The following is a 19,386-nucleotide window of genomic DNA, read 5'->3' as shown; positions in this document are numbered from 1 at the left end:
GCTAAATATTTGCTATATAATTTTTTATTTCCTCTTCATTAAGCTGAACCACAAACCAGTCACGCTTAACTAGAGCTCCCTTTTTTTCGTAAAAAGCAATCGCTGGTTCATTCCATTCTATCACTTCCCAACTCACACGCTTTACACCTAAGCTATACGCATATTTTACAACTTCATCCAATAGAGCTGTTCCTAATCCTGTACCACGTTTACACTGACTTACAACCAGATCTTCTAAATGTAGTACTTGACCTTTCCATGTTGAAAACCGATTGTAGACCAAAGCAATACCTTCTATTTTTCCTTCACACTCAGCAACAAAGCATACAAACTGTTTTGGATCTTCAAATCCACCTTGTTCTAAATCTTCTACAGTGACTTTCACCGCATCTGGTTCCTTTTCAAAAACAGCAAGCTCTACAATGAGTTCTAGAACTCTAGGCATGTCTTCTTTTGTCGCTTTACGTATGGAAAATGTCATCATTTTTTCTTTACCTCAAATATAGTTTAAAACTTGAGAATTTAATCATGTAATTATAATACGAAAACGTTGTAGTTGATTAAAAAAATGAGATATTTGCATAAACAATCACACTACATGTCTCGAAAAAATCAAACTCTAGGTGAATTTATAATAGAAAATCAATCCTCTTTTAAATACACGTCTGGAGAATTATCACGTCTTATTAATTCTATTAGATTAGCCGCAAAAGTCGTTAATCACGAAGTCAACAAAGCTGGTTTAGTAGATATTATTGGCGCAGCAGGCGATACTAATGTTCAAGGTGAAGATCAACAAAAATTGGATGTTTACGCTAATACGAAGTTTATCCAAACCATGACTAAACGTAATATCGTTTGCGGTATTGCTAGTGAAGAGGAAGACGATTTCATTTCTATTAATAGTCAGGATGAAAACCATCAAAACAAATACGTAGTGCTTATCGATCCTTTGGATGGTTCATCTAATATTGATGTGAATGTTTCGGTAGGAACCATTTTTTCTATTTACAGGCGTGTAACTCCTGTAGGTACACCTGTTACTATTGATGATTTTCTTCAAAAAGGAAATCAGCAAGTGGCAGCTGGATATATTATCTACGGTACCTCAACTATGATTGTTTATACCACTGGAGATGGTGTGAACGGGTTTACTTTAAATCCTGCTATAGGTACCTTTTACTTATCACATCCCGATATGCAATTTCCTAAAGATGGTAAAATCTATTCAGTAAATGAGGGAAATTATATCCACTTCCCGCAAGGCATAAAAAACTACATTAAATATTGCCAGATGGAAGAAGGTGATCGACCTTATACAAGTCGTTATATTGGTTCATTGGTATCCGATTTTCATAGAAACATGATCAAAGGTGGTATCTATATGTATCCTAAAAGTTCTAAAAATTCTAATGGTAAATTACGTTTACTATACGAGTGTAATCCCATGGCCTTTATAGCAGAACAAGCTAATGGTAAAGCAAGTGATGGGTTTAATAGGATTATGGATATTGAACCAACCGAACTCCACCAACGTGTGCCATTTATCTGTGGTAGCAAAAACATGGTAGAAAAAGCAGAAGAGTTTATGCGAAATGCATAACTAGACATTATAAAAAAAGCAACCTCAGAGGTTGCTTTTAAATTAATTTGTAAATCGTTTATTGATTCATCTTTTTCATTTTTTCAATAAAGTCGTCTAAGTCTACTTCATAATGTACTAAACTTAAGGCCTTATCTGTAATGTATTTTACATTGTCTGGATTAAATCCTAAACCTATACATAACTTCTCTAATAACCGTACTTGACTTTCACCTTCTATATGATCTGCCCACACCATACGTGCTAAATCGTATAAACGCTCTAAACGTTTATCATAAGATACAGGTGGATTAATTGGATGACTTTGATAATCTTTTAATATCGTTTTATAATCAGCCTCTGTAATATCTAAACGCGTCGCTAAACGGTCTAAAAAAGCTCTTTCTGCTTCGTTAATAAATCCATCACTCATTGCAACTCTAACAATCGCTGCAAAGTGGTCTTCGTTACGCTTTTTAAATCCGCTTTCGAATAATTCTGAAAATGACATATATTTTGTTATTTAAGTGGCACAAAGATAGTTTTATTAATACATTTTAACAATAAGAAATTGGACAAAAAAATTATATTTGCACAAAATAAAATGCCTTGAGTAAAACCATTCTCTCGCAAACGTATGTTCAGGCTTTGCAAATGCAAAATCTGCAAACTGCTATTGCCCAATCTCAAAGTAAACTTCATTTAAAAGGTCTTGTTGGATCTTCATTATCGCTCATTATTAGTGAAGCATTTAAAGCGGCCGAACTCCCTTTTTTACTCATATTCAACGATAAAGAAGAAGCTGCGTTTTATCTCAACGACCTTGAAGTCTTACGCAATGATAAAGATGTTCTTTTTTACCCTGGAAGTTATCGTAGACCATATCAAATTGAAGAAACTGATAATGCCAATGTGCTGCTAAGAGCCGAAGTACTTAATCGCATCAACTCGCGAAAAAAACCCGCCCTTATTGTCACCTATCCCGATGCGCTTTTTGAAAAAGTGGTCACACGTCGTGAACTGGAAAAAAACACATTGAAGATTGCTGTTAATGACGAACTCTCTATTGATTTTGTTAACGAAGTCTTGTTTGAATATCAATTTAAACGCGTCGATTTTGTAACCGAACCTGGTGAATTCTCGGTACGTGGTGGTATTGTAGATGTTTTTTCATTTTCTCATGACGAACCTTATCGTATTGAATTTTTTGGTGATGAAGTGGATAGCATTAGAACCTTTGATGTAGAAACGCAACTCTCTACCGAACAAATCAAAAAGATTGGAATCATCCCAAATGTTGCTAATAAATTTTTAGAAGAAAGCAGACAGAGCTTCTTAAAATATATCGCTCAAAAAACAGTTGTTTTTGCTAAAAATACCGACCTCCTTTTTTCTCGTATTGATGATAACTTCGGAAAAGCTGTAGAGACTTTCAAGACCTTATCTTCAGAATTAAAACATTCTGAGCCTGAAGAACTATTCTGTAATTCAGACATACTGAAACGTCAATTACTCGATTTTAGTTTGGTCGAATTTGGAACATCCAGCTTATTTTCAACAGAGCAAATCGAATTTAATACCACGCCTCAACCGTCGTTCAATAAACAATTTAACTTGTTAATTGAAGATCTCAATACTAATCATAATAAAGGCTACACCAATTATATCGTTTGTGCAAGTGAGCAGCAAGCCAAACGTTTTCATGATATTTTTGAAGATGTTGATCAAGAGGTGCATTATAAAACCATCGTACTGTCTTTATACCAAGGATTTATAGATCACGACCAGAAAATCACCTGTTATACAGATCATCAAATCTTTGAACGTTATCATAAATTCCATCTCAAAAATGGCTACGCTAAAAAGCAGGCCATTACACTAAAAGAATTGACCAATCTTGATGTAGGAGATTATGTGACACATATCGATCATGGTATTGGGAAGTTTGGCGGACTTCAAAAAATTAATGTTGAAGGCAAAAAGCAAGAAGCCATTAAATTAGTATATGGTGAACGTGATGTGCTGTATTTGAGTATTCACTCCCTACACAAGATCACCAAGTTTAATGGTAAAGATGGAAAGCCTCCAAAAATTTATAAACTAGGAAGCAAAGCTTGGAAAACACTCAAGCAAAAAACAAAATCACGTGTTAAGGAAATTGCCTTTAACCTTATTCAGGTCTATGCGAAACGTAAACTAGAAAAAGGCCATCAGTATAAACCTGATAGCTACCTTCAGCATGAACTAGAAGCGTCATTCATTTATGAAGACACACCAGACCAAATCACCTCTACAGCAGATATCAAAGCCGATATGGAAAGTGACAGACCAATGGATCGTCTCGTTTGTGGTGATGTAGGTTTTGGTAAAACTGAAGTCGCTATTAGAGCTGCCTTTAAAGCTGTAGATAATGGAAAGCAAGTGGCCGTTTTAGTGCCTACAACAATTTTGGCTTATCAACATAACAAAACATTTACAGAGCGCCTTAAAGATTTTCCGGTAACTGTAGATTACCTCAACCGCTTTAGAACTGCTAAAGAAAAACGTATCACACTCGAAAAACTTGAAAAAGGTCATGTCGATATTATTATTGGTACCCATCAGCTAGTCAATAAAAATGTAAAGTTTAAAGATCTTGGTTTACTCATTGTCGATGAGGAACAAAAGTTTGGTGTTGCCGTAAAGGAAAAACTGAAAACACTTAAAGATAATGTTGATGTATTGACACTCACAGCGACGCCAATCCCAAGGACCTTACAGTTTAGCTTAATGGCTGCTCGTGACTTGTCGGTAATTACAACACCTCCTCCAAACCGCTATCCTATAGAAAGTCATGTGATTCGATTTAATGAGGAAACCATTAGAGATGCGGTGACTTATGAAATCCAACGTGGCGGACAAATATTCTTCATACATAACCGTATTGAGAATATTAAAGAAGTGGCTGGTATGATTCAACGCTTGGTTCCAGATGCGAAAATTGGAATAGGTCACGGACAAATGGAAGGCAAAAAACTTGAGCAACTCATGTTGGCCTTTATGAATGGAGAGTTTGATGTTTTAGTGAGTACAACTATTGTAGAAAGTGGCTTAGACGTGCCCAATGCAAATACAATTTTCATCAATAATGCAAATAATTTTGGACTCAGCGACCTACATCAAATGCGTGGTCGTGTTGGAAGAAGTAACAAAAAAGCCTTTTGTTATTTTATTACTCCAGAATATTCGGCAATGACCAATGATGCCAGAAAACGAATTACAGCACTCGAACAGTTTACCGAATTAGGAAGTGGTTTCAATATTGCCATGAAGGATTTAGAAATTCGTGGCGCTGGAGATTTATTAGGTGGCGAACAAAGTGGTTTTATAAATGACATCGGGTTTGATACCTATCAAAAAATCCTGAATGAAGCTATTGAGGAACTCAAGGAAAATGAATTCAAAGATTTGTATCAAGATGACGGAAAAGAGAAAGATTATGTCAAGGATATTACTATCGATTCTGATTTCGAACTCCTATTTCCTGATGATTATGTAAACAATATTACTGAGCGACTAAATCTATATACGAAACTGAATACACTTAAAACCGAAGACGAATTACAAACCTTCGAAACAGAGATTATTGACCGTTTTGGAGAATTGCCTATTCAAGTCACCGATTTATTAAATAGTGTTCGTGTAAAATGGATTGCAACCAAAATAGGACTTGAAAAAATCATCATGAAACAAGGGCGCTTTGTGGGTTATTTTATCAATGATCAACAGAGTCCGTTCTATCAGAGTGATAATTTTACGAAAGTGTTAAGCTACATTCAAAGTCGTCCGAAAGATTGTAAAATGAAAGAGAAACAAACCAGAAACGGTTTACGTTTATTACTCACATTTGAGCATGTTAAATCAGTTAAACAAGCATTGAGCAGGCTTCAAGAAATATGAAAGACACGCATGTAAAGCACGTACTTTGGCTTACAGTTGCTACCGTATTTATAAGTACGTCTGGTGCTTTAGGCAAATTTATAGATATGCCTATTCCTGTTATTGTGTGGTGGCGATCTGCTTTAGCAGCAGGTTTCCTATTCCTGTTTTGTAAATACAAAAAGATCAACCTCAAGATTCATTCTAGTCAGGACCGAATGACGTTTTTTATTTCTGCACTGTTTTTGGGAGCGCATTGGATTACCTATTTCTATGCCCTAAAATTGTCTAATGTTGCCATTGGAATGCTCTCTTTATTTACATTTCCAATCATAACTGCCGTTTTAGAACCGTTCTTCTCAAAAGTAAAGTTTGATCCTATTCATCTTGTTCTCGGCGGACTTGTATTAATAGGTATCTATTTTTTAGCACCAGAGTTTGATCTGGAAAGTTCGCAACTCAAAGGTGTTTTGTTTGGGTTGTTGTCGGCTTTATGTTATGCGATTAGAACACTCATGCTAAAACAGCATGTCGCTTCTTATAATGGAAGTATGCTCATGTTTTATCAGGTGCTCATCTTAGCGGCTGTTTTAATTCCGTCGCTATTTATTTTAGGAACGTCGGCTATTGAAACGCAATTCCCATATGTGATCTTATTAGCATTACTTACTACTGCTATTGGCCACACCATGTTTATTAATAGCCTTAAGTATTTTAAAGTAAGTACAGCAAGTATCATAGCGAGTACACAGCCCATTTTTGGAATTATCATTGCCTTTTTCTTCTTAAATGAAATCCCAACATGGAATACCTATTTAGGTGGCGCACTCATTATTTCTACAGTCGTTATTGAAAGTATGCGATCAAAAAGAAAAAATTCCTGATATTTGGCTTGATATTTGAAACTGATAACGTGTTTAAAATAAATAAAACACCAATGAAAAGACTTTTACTACTTCTAACGTTAATCCCCTCATTAATTTGTGCTCAACAAAGCATAAGTGGCACATTTTCACCTGCCGAACAATTCACCTATGCCTTTTTATATCGTGCTACGCCAACGGGTTCAGACTATATCGATAGAGCACAACTAGCTGATGATGGTAACTTTAGTATTGCTTTTGACGCAGAAGCCAAACCTGGTATTTATAAAATCGTCTATGCTTTGCCTCCTGAAGAAAATAATTTCGATTTCATATATAACGGAAAGGAATCGGTTGCATTTACATTTGACCTCGATAAAGGTTTAGAGTTTACCAATAGTAACGAAAACAAGTTATGGGCAAGCTATATGAAAAGCATGGACATGATAAACCAAACGTTAAGTAACTTTTACACCCAAGAAAGCACAGATAAAAAAGCGTATTTAGATATTATAAAAACATTGAGCGATACACAAACGGCTTATGAAGACTCTTCAAAAGAGACCTTAGCATCGCAATTTATAAAAGCGAATTCACCATACATCCCTCAAGAATTTGAGGATCTATCAACTTACTCCAAAAATCTAAAGCGCACCTATTTAGATCATATCGACTTTGGAAGTCCGTTATTACAAAGCTCCGATTTCCTTATAGATCGTGTTTTAGCCTATATCTTCGGAATGACTGCTAATACTAGTAATGCTATTTACAAAAAAGATGTGGATCACTTAATGGCGACTATGGGTGATGGACACTTAGAGATTAAAACGATTTTATATGAAATGATTTGGCGTCGTTTTAAGGATATGGACAATCCAGAACTGGCTAATTATGTCGCAGATAATCACCTATTAGAACTCACTAAGATTGTTAATTACGAAGCTCTTACCGAACAACTCATCGTGTATAAAAATAATACGGTTGGAAATAAAGCCGCAAATTTCGACCTAGCCATTACCAAAGATGGTGAAACCATAACCACAACGCTTCATGACTTGAATATTTCTAAACAGTATCTAGTGGTATTTTGGAGCAGTACTTGTGGACATTGCTTAGATGAGTTACCAAAATTAAAAACTATGCTTGCCAATAAAAAAGACTTAAAAGTGATTGCTTTCGGACTTGAAGATGACGCTGAGAATTGGCAAAAGAAGATTGCTGAGTTTCCAGACTTTATTCACGTGCTAGGCTTAGGAAAATGGAATAACCCAACATCTGATGCTTATGGGATAGAATCGACACCGTCTTATTTCCTATTAGACACAAACAAAACCATTGTGGCAAAACCCTATGATGTGGAGGCTTTAAAAGTCATTTTAAAATAACAAGTATAGCTAAACTAAAAAAGGCGCAACAAAATGTTGCGCCTTTTTTATATCATCAAATTATACCTTAATCTAAATGTGGTATACGTAATACCTGTCCTGGATAGATCTTATCAGGATCGGTTAACATAGGTTTATTAGCTTCAAAAATTTCAGGGTATTTCATGGCATTACCATAATAATGCTTTGCAATTTTCCCTAAAGTATCGCCACTCACAACCGTGTGAAATTGTGCTTCTGGTTCGACGTGCTCCACAGTCATTTGATCATCAACTGTAGATATGCCTGCTGTATTTCCAATCACCAATACCACCTTTTCTTTTGTAGCTTGATCATAAGCCATACCAGATACTCTAGCCATGTCGTCATCAACAAAAATGCTAAGTCCTTCTACTTGTAATTGTAAATCGGTAATGGTTTCTTCCAAATTACGTGCTGCTGCTTCCTCTAATTTTAGCTCGGCTGCATCTGCTTCTCTCCTCGCCTTTGCTCTGGCTGCTGCCGCTTCTTCTTCTGTTGTTTTTCCTATTCCGAAAACTCTTGCGCCTGCGTTTTTAATAAATGAAAATAATCCCATAGTTGTATATTGTTTTAAGGTTAATACTGTTATTGTAAAGTTGACAAAATATTGATTCTATTCCAATAATGTAATCAGCTTCCAATAGTTAGGACACAAGATATATGCTCAGGTCACTTCACCTTATAAAAGAAGAAACGCCCATCCCAAAATAATTTGAGATGGACGCCTTATGGAGTCTAAATAACCAACCAAAATCTAGCTCCTTGTACTTACCCTAGGGTTATCTTTTTTAGCAGTTTTCTGCTTACGTTTTTTCAATTGTTTCGTACCTGTGATACGCTTTCCTGAAGCATCTGCTTCTCTTAAGAACTGAATGTATCCTCGTCCTGTAAATTCATACACCGTTTCAGATGCTGGATGGAATAATTCTATCCTTTGATCATTAATAACGCTCAATTCGAAGAATTCATTGTCAAAGAAATCATAATCTAGTGTTAATGTTTTCAAATACATGTTTCCATTTACGTCTCCAACACCATAAACTCCTGTATAATCCCAATAGATATTATCTGGGTTTGAGATATTTACATCTTGAGAACTTCTAAATTCTGAATCATTTCCACCAGCTAAAAACTGAAGGTAGTTTTCATTATCAAATTCATTTAACACACCCATTTCACTCGTATAGGTCTTTTCCCATGCCTCATATTCCTGCAAGAAATAGTGAATGTTATCATAGAATACAAAATCATAATCAAAGGTGTTTCTTTGGTATCCATTTAAAAAATAAGAGGTATCATTAAATGGGTTATATAATTCTATAGTATTGTTATCAATTTGATACACATCAAAGGTTTCAAAGCCATCAATATCGTGATTGATATCTAAAATCATATTGTATGCATCGTAAGTTCCAACGTCTATGCCATAACCATTACCTTGGCTACCAAAACCAACCAAATTGTTATTAGCATACAATACCCCATTTCTAAATGAAACCGTAAATGCAATTTGTAAAAACGGTGTCTCACCAGGTCCTAAAGTTTGATTGATATCTACATACCATAACTCATAGGAGTTTAACAACTGGTTTAATGAAATTCCAGGATTGTTATCTGTGATAATAACTTCCTCTGTATAACAAGAGGTAAATAATGTTGCGGTTAAAGCAAAGCTTAAAAGTAGTTTCATCGTTTTCATTTGTCCATGTTTTATAAAAAAATGCCGTCAAATGGAATTCACAAAACTTTAAAAAATCTTGGTTACAAAATTCAGATCTTAAAGTTTATGTTCATTTCATAATTGTCCCTTTTTTGATTTCTAATAACTAACTTTCAAAACGCGTGCCAAAAATTGAAAGTCTGCTGGTTTCCCTTCGGAAAAGCGCATAAATTCCTTATTTTTGAATAACTGAAATTGATAATCCATTTATGAGTCAACCATTAAAATATGCTGTATTTGGCGCAGGAAGTTGGGCTACTGCTATCGTTAAGATGCTTTCTGAAAATCTCGATGAGATTGGTTGGTATATGCGAAGTGTATATACTAAAGAGCATTTATTGAAAGAACAACACAACCCTAGTTATCTCAGTTCTGTAGAATTTAAAACCGAACAACTCAACATAAGTAATGATATTAATGATATCGCCGAGTGGGCAGATGTCTTGATTTTCGTGATTCCATCGGCATTTATTCATGGTGAACTCGAAAAATTAAATGTAGATATCTCAAAAAAGATTGTGGTCTCTGCTGTAAAAGGAATCATGCCTGAGTCTGGATTATTAGTGGGAGAACATTTTCATGATATTTACCATATCCCATTTGAAAATATTGCTGTTATCGCTGGACCTTGCCATGCAGAAGAAGTAGCGTTAGAGCGATTGTCATATCTTACCATTTCTTGTGCAGATGCTAATAAAGCTCAAGCCATTGCCGACGCATTGTCAAGTAATTATATCAAGACGAAAATTAGTGACGACATTATTGGTACCGAATATGCCGTTATGCTCAAAAACATCTATGCTATTGCTGCTGGAATTGCTCACGGATTAGGTTATGGTGATAATTTCCAGAGTGTATTGATGAGTAATGCGATTCGTGAAATGAAGCGTTTTATCAAGAAAATGCATAAAATGAAACGCAATATCAATAACTCAGCATATCTAGGTGACTTATTAGTAACAGGCTATTCTACCTTTTCTCGTAATCGTATGTTTGGTAACATGATTGGAAAAGGCTATACCGTAAAATCTGCGCAAATGGAAATGAATATGGTTGCCGAAGGTTATTATGCTACAAAAAGTGCTCATGAGCTTAATAAGAAGAATACAAAAAAAACACGCTTACCAATCATAAATGCGGTTTACGATATTTTGTATGAAAACAAGAACCCTAAGAAGGTCTTTAAGAAACTGACGGAGAAGTTGGATTAGATTCCTCCGCTTTGGTCGGAATGACAATACATCATATGTGAATAGAAATCATTTGTCATTTCGAGCTTGTCGAGAAATCTTAGTTAATTTAATTCATGACGAAATTAATCGCTAATCATAATTATTACATCTACATTTTAACTAATAAGCGTCGAACGGTTTTATATATTGGAATGACCAATAATCTTCGTAATAGACTCCATTATCATAATACTCCTTCCTCTAATTCTAAATCATTTACACATCGGTATAAATGCAAATATCTTATTTACTTCGAGCATTTTTTCAAGGTTGAAGATGCCATAAAAAGAGAGAAGCAATTAAAAAAGTGGAATAGAAACAAAAAAGAAGCTCTAATAAAATTAAACAATCCGAAATGGTTATTTTTAAATGATACTATCTAAATGATAGATTCCTCCGCTTTGGTCGGAATGACAATACATCATATGTGAATAGCAATCATTTGTCATTTCGAGCTTGTCGAGAGATCTTAGTTAATTTAGAATCAAGAAAATAAAACTAATGTTTCTATCGCAATGACAAACCATTACTTAACCAAAACTCCTTTTAATTGCATTAACGGAATGGTTTGTAAAGCCTTAACATTAATCGTATTCTTTCTAAACACATAGGTTTTGTCTAACATCGCATTACCTTCAAAAAATGTCACTTTAAACTCATTGTTTAACTGTAACACATCATTTTGCATAAATTCTATTTTGGCATAGCTTCTGGCAGGAAGTAGCTTTATAGTATGACGCATTACCGGTGTCATCTTATCTTCGGAATAGCCTTTAGATACGATTAAAACGGTATCGAGATCGACATCTTTATTGTTGATGATATAGGCGTTCCAATCATCAGTTTTGTACTCAGGATGTTGTTCTTGAACAACAGCAACAAATACGTCTTTAACCTCTGGGATTTGGATATCTTTTTTCACAACTTATAAGGCACTCTTAAATTGCTCTAAGAAACGCACATCATTTTCACTTAATAATCGAATATCGCTAATTTGATGAAGCAGTAAAGCAATACGATCGATTCCCATACCAAAAGCAAAACCTGAGTATTCTTTAGAATCAATACCACAGTTTTCCAATACATTAGGATCTACCATACCGCAACCCATAATTTCTAACCAACCGGTTCCTTTGGTCATTTTATAATCGGTTTCGGTTTCTAATCCCCAATACACATCGACCTCAGCACTAGGCTCAGTAAAAGGGAAATACGATGGACGTAAACGAATTTTTGACTTCCCGAACATTTCTGTAGTGAAATATTGAAGTGTTTGTTTGAGATCGGCAAAGCTCACATCTTTATCAATGTATAAACCTTCTACCTGATGGAAAAAGCAGTGTGAACGTGCCGAAATGGCTTCGTTACGAAATACACGACCAGGAGAAATGGTACGAATAGGTGGCTTGTTATTCTCCATATAACGTACTTGCACCGAACTGGTGTGTGTACGTAGTAATACATCTGGATTGGTTTGCACAAAAAAGGTGTCCTGCATATCACGAGCTGGGTGATACTCTGGTAAGTTTAATGCGGTAAAGTTATGCCAATCATCTTCAATTTCTGGACCTTCACTTACATTAAAACCTATGCGAGAAAAGATATCGATAATCTGGTTTTTTACTATTGAAATTGGATGACGTGCACCAATCTCTATAGGTTCACCTGGACGAGACAAATCACCATAAACACCAGCTGTTTCCTCCTTGCTCTCCAATTCCTCTTTTAGAGCATTAACCTTTTCTTCAGCAGTCTTTTTGAGTTGATTAATGGTTTGACCAAACTCTTTTTTCTGCTCATTTGCTACATTTTTAAACTCGGCAAAATACTGCTTTAGGAGCCCTTTAGACCCTAAATACTTGATACGGAAGCTTTCAACCTCTTCTTTAGATTGGGTTGTAAATGCTTCGGCTTCAGCGATGAGTTCTTTTATCTTATCTATCATAATACCTGAAAATGAAACGCAAATTTAATCATTTTATCGAGATTTGCGTTAGCGATGGAGGCATTTGTTGGAGCTCTCCAGACACTTTTTATCTGGAAGCGACTGACGAGAGCGCGACCCTTGCGGTAACGCCCAACTAACTAATTACTCTATAAATTCGGTTTCAATGAAATAGTTAACAATAGCGTCTTTCATCAAGACACTTTGTTCACCTGCTTTTAAAGGCGGTAATTGCTCTTTTACCTTGTAATGCGGCCAGCCTTCTTCATCTACAAAATCGAATTCGTAATAACCGTAAGGCGATAAAAGTTTACAAATGGCAATGTGCATCAGATCCAGCTTGTGGTCTTTTTTAAAACGCCTATCCAGTTGCCCTAATTCTTGAACGCCTATTAAATAAATAATAGCGTCTAGATCTAAGGGATCTCCATCTGAAAATCGTGCAGATAATTTCTCTACAACTAATTCCCAACGTTGTTTTAATTGCTCATCTCTTGCCATAAGTTCTTACCGAAGCTATTTAATTTGCAAAGTTAATAAACTATAAGCTCAACTTTAGCGTTATTATTTTAAAATGAGAAAAATTATGTAGGTTTGTTAAAACTGACTAAACTATGGCTATAATTGATATCATATTAGGAGCGCTTTTATTATTTGGATTGATACGAGGTTTTATGAAAGGACTTTTTGTAGAAGTGGCGTCTCTTGTTGCTTTAATTGCAGGTGTATATGGTGCTATTCACTTTAGTAATTTTGCGGCTGAATTCTTAGATAGCAGGCTGGATTGGGATGAAAAATACATCAATATTGTTGCGTTTGCTATTACATTTGTCATTATAGTTTTAGTTATTGCCTTGGCAGGAAAAGCCCTAACCAAGTTAGCCGATTTTGCGGCATTGGGTGTATTGAACAAACTTTTGGGAGGTGTATTTGGTGCATTAAAAATTGGTTTAATTTTAAGTGTACTACTTATCGTTTTTGATAATATGAATAATTCGATTCCATTTGCTGATAAGGAAGACTTAGAAGATTCTATTCTTTATGAACCTGTAAAGTCATTAGCGCCAATGATTTTCCCAAGTATCTTGAATAAAGGAAAAGATGATCCAAATGAAGACACTTCAGAAGACACTACTGAAGCCTAATACACCATTACTAATGTATTCGTTATAACACTTTTATATCTGTTAAATTTTGATAAAAAAAAGCCGCTCAATGAGCGGCTTTTTAAGATTGATATTTTTACAACATATCTACTTTTCCGGTATGTAAATTATACACGCCACCAACAATCTTGATTTCTCCATTGTCTTCCATTTCCTGTAGAATTTTACTTTTCTCGCGAATACGGTCAATCGTCAATCGCACATTATTTTCAACTGTTTTAGCTACAAACTCTTTATTAGATGAATTTGCTTCACCATCAACCTCATCGGCAGATTTTCTAACTGCTGGCATAATATTATCCAACATTGCTGTTATGTTTCCTAATTCGACACCATCACAAGCTGCTTTTACTGCACCACAACTTTCGTGACCCAATACAAGAATGAGTTTGCTTCCTGCAACATTGCATGAGTATTCTAGACTTCCTAGAATATCTACATTTTCGAAATTACCAGCAACTCTAGCCACAAATATATCTCCAATGGCTTGATCTAATACAGTTTCGACTGGTACTCGAGAATCAATACAAGATAGTACAACTGCTTTAGGATATTGTCCTCCTGTAGTTTGGTTTATCAGAGCAGAGTTATCTGTTGCTTGGGAACTCCCGCTAACAAAACGGTTATTTCCTTGTAATAAATCTTGTAAAACACTATCAGGTGTTAATGCGCTTTGAACGTCTTTGGTTATTGCTATATTTTTCATTTGTTGTTGTAATTAAATATTAATATTCGTCTTTTATGTTTGTTTTTATCCAGTTTATACACTCATCAAATGACTGGAAGATGTGTTCTTCAGAAATAAAATCGGGTATGATATCAATTCGCTCCATCATATAACGTGGTTGTCTTAGCAGTCCTACAAATAGCACATCGACACCTTTGACTTTTAAATCTTGAAGCATATCTTCCATCGCATATAATCCTGATTGATCCATATATTGCATTCGGTCTAATCGCATAATAACGGAAGACGCTGTCCCTGGAATTTGCTGAGCCAAGGCTTGAAAATCACTAGTGGATCCAAAAAATAAAGGTCCTTTAATGTGCTTAACAAAAACTTCTTCTTTTAAATTAGTAGGAAAACTCCCTTCATCTGCCCAGGCTTCTTCATTTAACGATTTTACATCGGATCGTTCTGCGGTAAGATCTCCAATCTTTTTCATAAACATTAGAGACGCTATGACCAAACCAATACCTACGGCGTAAACTAAATCCCAAAAAGAAGAAAGTATAAGTACTACAAGCATTATCAATACTTCTGAACTCAGTTTTAATGGTCCCAATTTAATATCTTTTGGCATCGCAGGAATTGCTTTTAAGCCCTTATAATCCATCACTCCAATACCAACAGTAATTAATATACCTGCTAACACAGCTGCAGGAATTTGAGAGGCCAAATTTGGCAAGCCAGGAATCATTAAGATGCTAAACAATAATATTCCAGCAATCATACCAGATAGTTTTGTTTTTCCACCTGAATTAATGTTCACTACAGTACGAATAGTGGCACCTGCTCCAGGAATACCTCCAAATAAAGCTGCAATACTATTACCAATACCTTGACCCACTAATTCTTTATTAGGCTTATGTTTCGTTTTGGTCATATTATCTGCCACGATGCTCGTTAATAATGAATCTATTGCCCCTAAAAGCGCCAATGCTAATGCCGTAAAAAAGTAAGGTGTTATTGAACTTAATTCAAAGCTTGTGATAATTGCTAAATTTGGCACTGGTAACCCTTCTGGAATTTCTGGAATAGGTTTATAATTTAAGTTTCCTAGAATAGCAATAGTAGACATGACGACCAGAGCTACCAGAGTACTCGGGATTTTAGTCGTTATTCGTTTAAATCCATAAATTATAAATATAGTCCCTAAAGCTAGTATGACTTCAAGCCAGCTGATATTCTTTAAAGCCCTTGGTAATACCTTGAGTGCTCCTAAAACACCAGAAGCATTTTTAGCAGCTAATGTTTGTGACTCTTTTAAAATATCGTCTTGGGTAATCTTTTCGGCTCGAGAAATAGTTTCCCTAAAGTCTTCTAACACTAAAATATCTTCAGCAGCTTCTTCTTTCAAAATGTTTTCTAGAATAACCTCTTCTGCCTGAGGTTTAAACTCATTGACATAATCCATATCCTCTTTAGGGTAATACCCAAGAGACGGCAAGATTTGTGTGATTAAAATAATAACACCAATAGCTGTCATGAACCCAGAAACAACAGGATAAGGAATATATCGAATGTACTTACCTAACCCAATGGCTCCTAATCCTACTTGCATTAAACCAGCTAATAAAAACACCGATAAAATTGCAGGTAAGGCCTTTTCAACACTTCCGTCATTGGCCGCAATAATGCCTGCTATAATTACCATACTTACAGCAGTCATTGGTGCAGTAGGACCAGAGATTTGTGTACTGGTTCCTCCAAAAAGTGCTGCGAAGAAGCTAATAAAGATAGCCCCATATAATCCAGCGCTAGGACCAAGCCCAGAAGAAACTCCAAAAGCTAAGGCTAAAGGTAAGGCTACAATACCAGCAGTGATACCACCAAAGGCATCACCCTTGATATTAGAAAACAAATTTTTCATATTTGAGATGTTAGGTTAACCCTAAATTTAGCACTTTTTAAACAAATAAAAGCTAAACCCTCCCTTACCTGTTCCAATTAACATGAATTTATGATTATTGCTTTTGTTCTTCTGAAATAAACAATGACACATTCACATTACTAATCAAATCCTTTATCTTAGACCTTTGATTTGTGTTATTATTGTTAGCTCTATTTAAGTATAATAAATTAACATCACTCTTTGCTAAATAGTTAGATAAACTCTTAATAGAATTATCTCCATAATCGAAAACCAACTCTACAGTATCTTTATTGGCAAACGTCTTTTCTTCACCACTATGACTTTCTTTTTTCGCCGTTCTAAATGATTTTAGAGGTTTCTGAGTGTGATTAAATAACGCATCAACAAATTCTAAATTATAGGTGGTGTTTGAATCGTCAAGCAGTCCAATTGACAATTCTGTCTCAGGCTCTAATAATCCTTGTTCTGATGCAATCATTATAGCACCATTGTGGTTTTTGATTATAAAATCTGTAATATTATCACCAAGCAGATTAATCGACTTTGATTTGCGTTTTCCTAGCACTATAATATCGGGCTTATGCGTTTCAATGCAATTCAAAATTTCGTTCTTTACATTACCAAAAGTATGGTTATAAGTAATATCTGTGTTATAATCTTTAGCTATGGGTTCTATTATATTTTTTATCTCACTTGAAATAGAGACATAAGCCTTGTTAATAGTTCTCATAGCTGACAACTGACTTTCCTTTTCAATGATTTCAGTTGGTTTTCTAACGTGAAAAAAATGGATGTTTCCATCTATCATTTTAGAGAGACTAACACTACTTTTAAGTGTTCTAGAAGTTGTGTCTTTCATATCTGAAAGCACAAGTATTTTATATTTATTGTTATTGGTTTTCATAATATTAATTTTTTAAGCAGATTTTGGTCTTAATTTGAAAAATTCTAAAAAGCTATCTGGGTTTTCTACAACACCACGCTCTGAAATAAGTTGTATATCAATATTCCTCTCTTTTGCTTTAAATGCAAAATCATCAAGAATTTCGATAATATCATTATCTAAGTATCTTGTTTTTCTTACATCCAATTCTAAGTAGGTATCTCTTGGTAAACTATCTAGTTCTTTTAAGATTGCACCTTTGTTAAAGAACGTCACCTCTTCGGCAAGCGTCATTTTTATTTTATGCTTCCCATTACTTTTATCTTCAATGTGCAAAAAGTGAGAATTCTGGTAGCTTTTAATTAAAATCACTACGATTCCAACCGCTAATCCCATACCGATTCCTACTAATAAATCGGTGAAAACGATACCTAAAACTGTGACAAAAAATGGAATAGATTGTTTCCATCCTAGGTTATACATCTTTTTAAATAATGAAGGCTTTGCCAACTTGAATCCTACAATAAATAAAACTGCAGCTAAAACTGACAATGGAATCATATTTAATAGTCTCGGAATTAGAATCACCGATATCAGTAAAAAGAAACCATGAATAATTGCAGATGCCTTGCTACGTCCTCCAGATTGGATATTGGCAGAACTTCTTACAATTACTTGCGTAATTGGTAGCCCTCCAATCATTCCTGAAACAATGTTTCCTGTACCTTGTGCTAATAATTCGCGATTAGTAGGTGTCACATTTTTATGAGGATCTAATTTATCTGTAGCTTCAACACAAAGCAATGTTTCTAAACTTGCAACGAGTGCTATTGTAAAGGCGACAATCCATATTTCAGGATTTGTAATTGCCGAAAAATTAGGGAAACTAAATTGTCCAAAAAACGATGATGCATCTTCTGGAATAGGCACACTTACTAAGTGCGATGTCTCTAAAGCTAATGTATCGTTAGATTTGGTTATTACAAAGAATATAATTCCTACAACAACAGCAACTAAAGGTCCTTGTACAACTTCAAAGAATTTGCCTTTTTTACTCAACACTTTGCTCCAAAGTAGCAATATTCCTAAAGCAACAAATGCTATAAGTGTTGCTCCTTTATCAAAGTTTCCACTTATTAATGCATTTATTGATTTTAGCAATTCTGTGAAGGTGTTTTCACCATCCAATTGCAAAAAGGCGAAGTCACCTTCTGGGTTTTTATCTAATCCGAAGAAATAAGGTATTTGTTTTAAAATAATTATAATACCAATTCCTGTTAGCATTCCCTTTATGACAGACGACGGGAAATAATACCCGATAATTCCTGCTTTGAGAAATCCAAAAATCAACTGGATAATACCTCCTAAGACCACAGCTAAAAGGAAGTTTTGATAACCTCCTAAAGTACCTATGGCAGTTAATACGATAGCAGCTAATCCTGCAGCAGGTCCACTAACTCCAATTTTAGATCCACTTAATCCTCCAACAACAATTCCTCCTACGATACCAGCAATAAGTCCTGAAAAAAGAGGTGCTCCACTGGCTAATGCAATACCTAAACATAAAGGTAGTGCGACAAAAAATACGACTATACTCGCTGGCAAGTCATTCTTAATAGTTTTAAACATATATAAATTCATTTAGGCTAAAGAGAAACTCAATAGCTTATTTCAATAATTTTTTTGGATGATTACATCCGAAGTACTCTAAAAATTATGAAATGAATTCGGGAGGTGGGAAAATTAAATTGAGATGTGGTTTGGGGTATGTTTTATAGGCGTAATCAAGATTATTTGCCTTTTTAAGGGCTGGAAAATCATCTAAATCCTTATCTGAATCGATAAGAAATTTTTCAAATTCTTTGTTCTTGTCTTTGCCTTTTTTTTCTTCTTCTTCTTCTGATATATCATAAAGAAATGATACATCCATAGAATCATCAACAACCATCACAATAGTTGGCGCTGTTGTAAGCGACAAAAAAAATATTGAAAAGAAAATGGCTAGTTGGTTTTTGCTCATATTACAAATGAAAGTTACAAATATAAACTTTGATTTTGATAATTTTGTTAAAGA

Annotated in this window: 19 protein-coding genes; 7 read left to right on the top strand and 12 right to left on the bottom strand. The window is 34.9% G+C overall.

Going from position 1 to position 19,386, the window contains the following annotated elements:
- Position 1: 1 nt before the first annotated feature.
- Positions 2 to 481, bottom strand: a complete 480-nt coding sequence (locus KWG70_RS04810) for a GNAT family N-acetyltransferase (RefSeq protein ID WP_230934845.1) — start codon at positions 479 to 481, stop codon at positions 2 to 4.
- Between the two features lie 117 nt (positions 482 to 598).
- Between KWG70_RS04810 and fbp the strand changes: the two genes are divergently transcribed.
- Positions 599 to 1,603, top strand: a complete 1,005-nt coding sequence (fbp, locus tag KWG70_RS04805; protein ID WP_230934844.1) for a class 1 fructose-bisphosphatase — start codon at positions 599 to 601, stop codon at positions 1,601 to 1,603.
- A gap of 58 nt (positions 1,604 to 1,661) precedes the next feature.
- Here fbp and KWG70_RS04800 read toward each other — a convergent pair whose 3' ends face one another.
- Complete coding sequence (locus KWG70_RS04800) at positions 1,662 to 2,093, bottom strand: tellurite resistance TerB family protein (protein WP_230934843.1); 432 nt, start codon at positions 2,091 to 2,093, stop codon at positions 1,662 to 1,664.
- 98 nt (positions 2,094 to 2,191) lie between these two features.
- On the opposite strand from KWG70_RS04800, the gene mfd reads away from it, so the two are divergent.
- From mfd to KWG70_RS04785, 3 genes are read left to right on the top strand one after another with little or no spacing between them, the layout of a single operon-like run.
- Positions 2,192 to 5,521, top strand: a complete 3,330-nt coding sequence (gene mfd / locus KWG70_RS04795) for a transcription-repair coupling factor (protein WP_230934842.1) — start codon at positions 2,192 to 2,194, stop codon at positions 5,519 to 5,521.
- Complete coding sequence (locus KWG70_RS04790; RefSeq protein WP_230934841.1) at positions 5,518 to 6,384, top strand: DMT family transporter; 867 nt, start codon at positions 5,518 to 5,520, stop codon at positions 6,382 to 6,384. Before mfd ends, KWG70_RS04790 begins: the two co-directional genes overlap by 4 nt.
- Positions 6,385 to 6,437: 53 nt before the next feature.
- Entirely contained in the window at positions 6,438 to 7,748 is a 1,311-nt protein-coding gene (locus tag KWG70_RS04785; RefSeq protein ID WP_230934840.1) for a TlpA family protein disulfide reductase, read from the top strand.
- 67 nt (positions 7,749 to 7,815) lie between these two features.
- Here the strand turns inward: KWG70_RS04785 and lysM are convergent, their stop codons facing one another.
- Both lysM and KWG70_RS04775 read right to left on the bottom strand, forming a co-directional pair.
- Complete coding sequence (gene lysM, locus KWG70_RS04780; RefSeq protein WP_230934839.1) at positions 7,816 to 8,325, bottom strand: peptidoglycan-binding protein LysM; 510 nt, start codon at positions 8,323 to 8,325, stop codon at positions 7,816 to 7,818.
- Positions 8,326 to 8,523: 198 nt separating this feature from the next.
- Entirely contained in the window at positions 8,524 to 9,468 is a 945-nt protein-coding gene (locus tag KWG70_RS04775) for a nicotinic acid mononucleotide adenyltransferase (RefSeq protein WP_230934838.1), read from the bottom strand.
- Positions 9,469 to 9,698: 230 nt separating this feature from the next.
- Here KWG70_RS04775 and KWG70_RS04770 point away from each other — a divergent pair, with 230 nt between their 5' ends.
- Positions 9,699 to 10,700 (top strand): NAD(P)H-dependent glycerol-3-phosphate dehydrogenase, encoded by a 1,002-nt coding sequence (locus KWG70_RS04770; protein WP_230934837.1) that lies wholly within the window; start codon positions 9,699 to 9,701, stop codon positions 10,698 to 10,700.
- A gap of 95 nt (positions 10,701 to 10,795) precedes the next feature.
- Positions 10,796 to 11,104: a GIY-YIG nuclease family protein gene (locus KWG70_RS04765; protein ID WP_230934836.1), complete on the top strand. Its 309-nt coding sequence runs from the start codon at positions 10,796 to 10,798 to the stop codon at positions 11,102 to 11,104.
- A gap of 143 nt (positions 11,105 to 11,247) precedes the next feature.
- On the opposite strand, the gene KWG70_RS04760 is transcribed toward KWG70_RS04765, so the two are convergent.
- From KWG70_RS04760 to KWG70_RS04750, 3 genes are all read right to left on the bottom strand, one after another.
- Positions 11,248 to 11,643: a hypothetical protein gene (locus KWG70_RS04760; RefSeq protein WP_230934835.1), complete on the bottom strand. Its 396-nt coding sequence runs from the start codon at positions 11,641 to 11,643 to the stop codon at positions 11,248 to 11,250.
- A gap of 3 nt (positions 11,644 to 11,646) precedes the next feature.
- Positions 11,647 to 12,666: a phenylalanine--tRNA ligase subunit alpha gene (gene pheS / locus KWG70_RS04755; protein ID WP_230934834.1), complete on the bottom strand. Its 1,020-nt coding sequence runs from the start codon at positions 12,664 to 12,666 to the stop codon at positions 11,647 to 11,649.
- Positions 12,667 to 12,810: 144 nt separating this feature from the next.
- Positions 12,811 to 13,167, bottom strand: a complete 357-nt coding sequence (locus KWG70_RS04750; RefSeq protein WP_230934833.1) for a hypothetical protein — start codon at positions 13,165 to 13,167, stop codon at positions 12,811 to 12,813.
- A 113-nt stretch (positions 13,168 to 13,280) separates the two neighbouring features.
- Between KWG70_RS04750 and KWG70_RS04745 the strand changes: the two genes are divergently transcribed.
- Positions 13,281 to 13,811, top strand: a complete 531-nt coding sequence (locus tag KWG70_RS04745) for a CvpA family protein (RefSeq protein WP_230934832.1) — start codon at positions 13,281 to 13,283, stop codon at positions 13,809 to 13,811.
- 97 nt (positions 13,812 to 13,908) lie between these two features.
- Here the strand turns inward: KWG70_RS04745 and KWG70_RS04740 are convergent, their stop codons facing one another.
- The 5 genes from KWG70_RS04740 to KWG70_RS04720 all read right to left on the bottom strand — a co-directional run bounded on the left by KWG70_RS04740 (position 13,909) and on the right by KWG70_RS04720 (position 19,332).
- On the bottom strand, positions 13,909 to 14,538 hold the full coding sequence (locus KWG70_RS04740; RefSeq protein ID WP_230934831.1) for a carbonic anhydrase family protein: 630 nt from the start codon (positions 14,536 to 14,538) through the stop codon (positions 13,909 to 13,911).
- A 19-nt stretch (positions 14,539 to 14,557) separates the two neighbouring features.
- Positions 14,558 to 16,426 carry a SulP family inorganic anion transporter gene (locus KWG70_RS04735; protein ID WP_230934830.1) on the bottom strand — a complete coding sequence of 623 codons (1,869 nt, stop codon included), beginning with the start codon at positions 16,424 to 16,426 and terminating at the stop codon, positions 14,558 to 14,560.
- A gap of 94 nt (positions 16,427 to 16,520) precedes the next feature.
- Entirely contained in the window at positions 16,521 to 17,333 is an 813-nt protein-coding gene (locus KWG70_RS04730) for a universal stress protein (protein WP_230934829.1), read from the bottom strand.
- A 12-nt stretch (positions 17,334 to 17,345) separates the two neighbouring features.
- Complete coding sequence (locus KWG70_RS04725) at positions 17,346 to 18,941, bottom strand: SulP family inorganic anion transporter (RefSeq protein WP_230934828.1); 1,596 nt, start codon at positions 18,939 to 18,941, stop codon at positions 17,346 to 17,348.
- A gap of 85 nt (positions 18,942 to 19,026) precedes the next feature.
- On the bottom strand, positions 19,027 to 19,332 hold the full coding sequence (locus KWG70_RS04720) for a hypothetical protein (RefSeq protein WP_230934827.1): 306 nt from the start codon (positions 19,330 to 19,332) through the stop codon (positions 19,027 to 19,029).
- Positions 19,333 to 19,386 lie beyond the last annotated feature (54 nt).

Source organism: Psychroserpens luteolus (genome assembly GCF_021032705.1).
Lineage (GTDB): Bacteria > Bacteroidota > Bacteroidia > Flavobacteriales > Flavobacteriaceae > Psychroserpens > Psychroserpens luteolus.
The sequence above is the reverse complement of the archived record's forward strand: the minus strand, read 5'-3'. Positions and strand labels throughout refer to the sequence as shown.

Bases quoted from the DNA above. Each gene is read 5' to 3' on its own strand.
- KWG70_RS04810 (WP_230934845.1), bottom strand. From the start codon at position 481: ATGACATTTTCCATACGTAAAGCGACAAAAGAAGACATGCCTAGAGTT.
- fbp (WP_230934844.1), top strand. From the start codon at position 599: ATGTCTCGAAAAAATCAAACTCTAGGTGAATTTATAATAGAAAATCAA.
- KWG70_RS04800 (WP_230934843.1), bottom strand. From the start codon at position 2,093: ATGTCATTTTCAGAATTATTCGAAAGCGGATTTAAAAAGCGTAACGAA.
- KWG70_RS04790 (WP_230934841.1), top strand. From the start codon at position 5,518: ATGAAAGACACGCATGTAAAGCACGTACTTTGGCTTACAGTTGCTACC.
- KWG70_RS04785 (WP_230934840.1), top strand. From the start codon at position 6,438: ATGAAAAGACTTTTACTACTTCTAACGTTAATCCCCTCATTAATTTGT.
- lysM (WP_230934839.1), bottom strand. From the start codon at position 8,325: ATGGGATTATTTTCATTTATTAAAAACGCAGGCGCAAGAGTTTTCGGA.
- KWG70_RS04775 (WP_230934838.1), bottom strand. From the start codon at position 9,468: ATGAAAACGATGAAACTACTTTTAAGCTTTGCTTTAACCGCAACATTA.
- KWG70_RS04770 (WP_230934837.1), top strand. From the start codon at position 9,699: ATGAGTCAACCATTAAAATATGCTGTATTTGGCGCAGGAAGTTGGGCT.
- KWG70_RS04765 (WP_230934836.1), top strand. From the start codon at position 10,796: ATGACGAAATTAATCGCTAATCATAATTATTACATCTACATTTTAACT.
- pheS (WP_230934834.1), bottom strand. From the start codon at position 12,666: ATGATAGATAAGATAAAAGAACTCATCGCTGAAGCCGAAGCATTTACA.
- KWG70_RS04750 (WP_230934833.1), bottom strand. From the start codon at position 13,167: ATGGCAAGAGATGAGCAATTAAAACAACGTTGGGAATTAGTTGTAGAG.
- KWG70_RS04745 (WP_230934832.1), top strand. From the start codon at position 13,281: ATGGCTATAATTGATATCATATTAGGAGCGCTTTTATTATTTGGATTG.
- KWG70_RS04740 (WP_230934831.1), bottom strand. From the start codon at position 14,538: ATGAAAAATATAGCAATAACCAAAGACGTTCAAAGCGCATTAACACCT.
- KWG70_RS04735 (WP_230934830.1), bottom strand. From the start codon at position 16,426: ATGAAAAATTTGTTTTCTAATATCAAGGGTGATGCCTTTGGTGGTATC.
- KWG70_RS04730 (WP_230934829.1), bottom strand. From the start codon at position 17,333: ATGAAAACCAATAACAATAAATATAAAATACTTGTGCTTTCAGATATG.
- KWG70_RS04725 (WP_230934828.1), bottom strand. From the start codon at position 18,941: ATGTTTAAAACTATTAAGAATGACTTGCCAGCGAGTATAGTCGTATTT.
- KWG70_RS04720 (WP_230934827.1), bottom strand. From the start codon at position 19,332: ATGAGCAAAAACCAACTAGCCATTTTCTTTTCAATATTTTTTTTGTCG.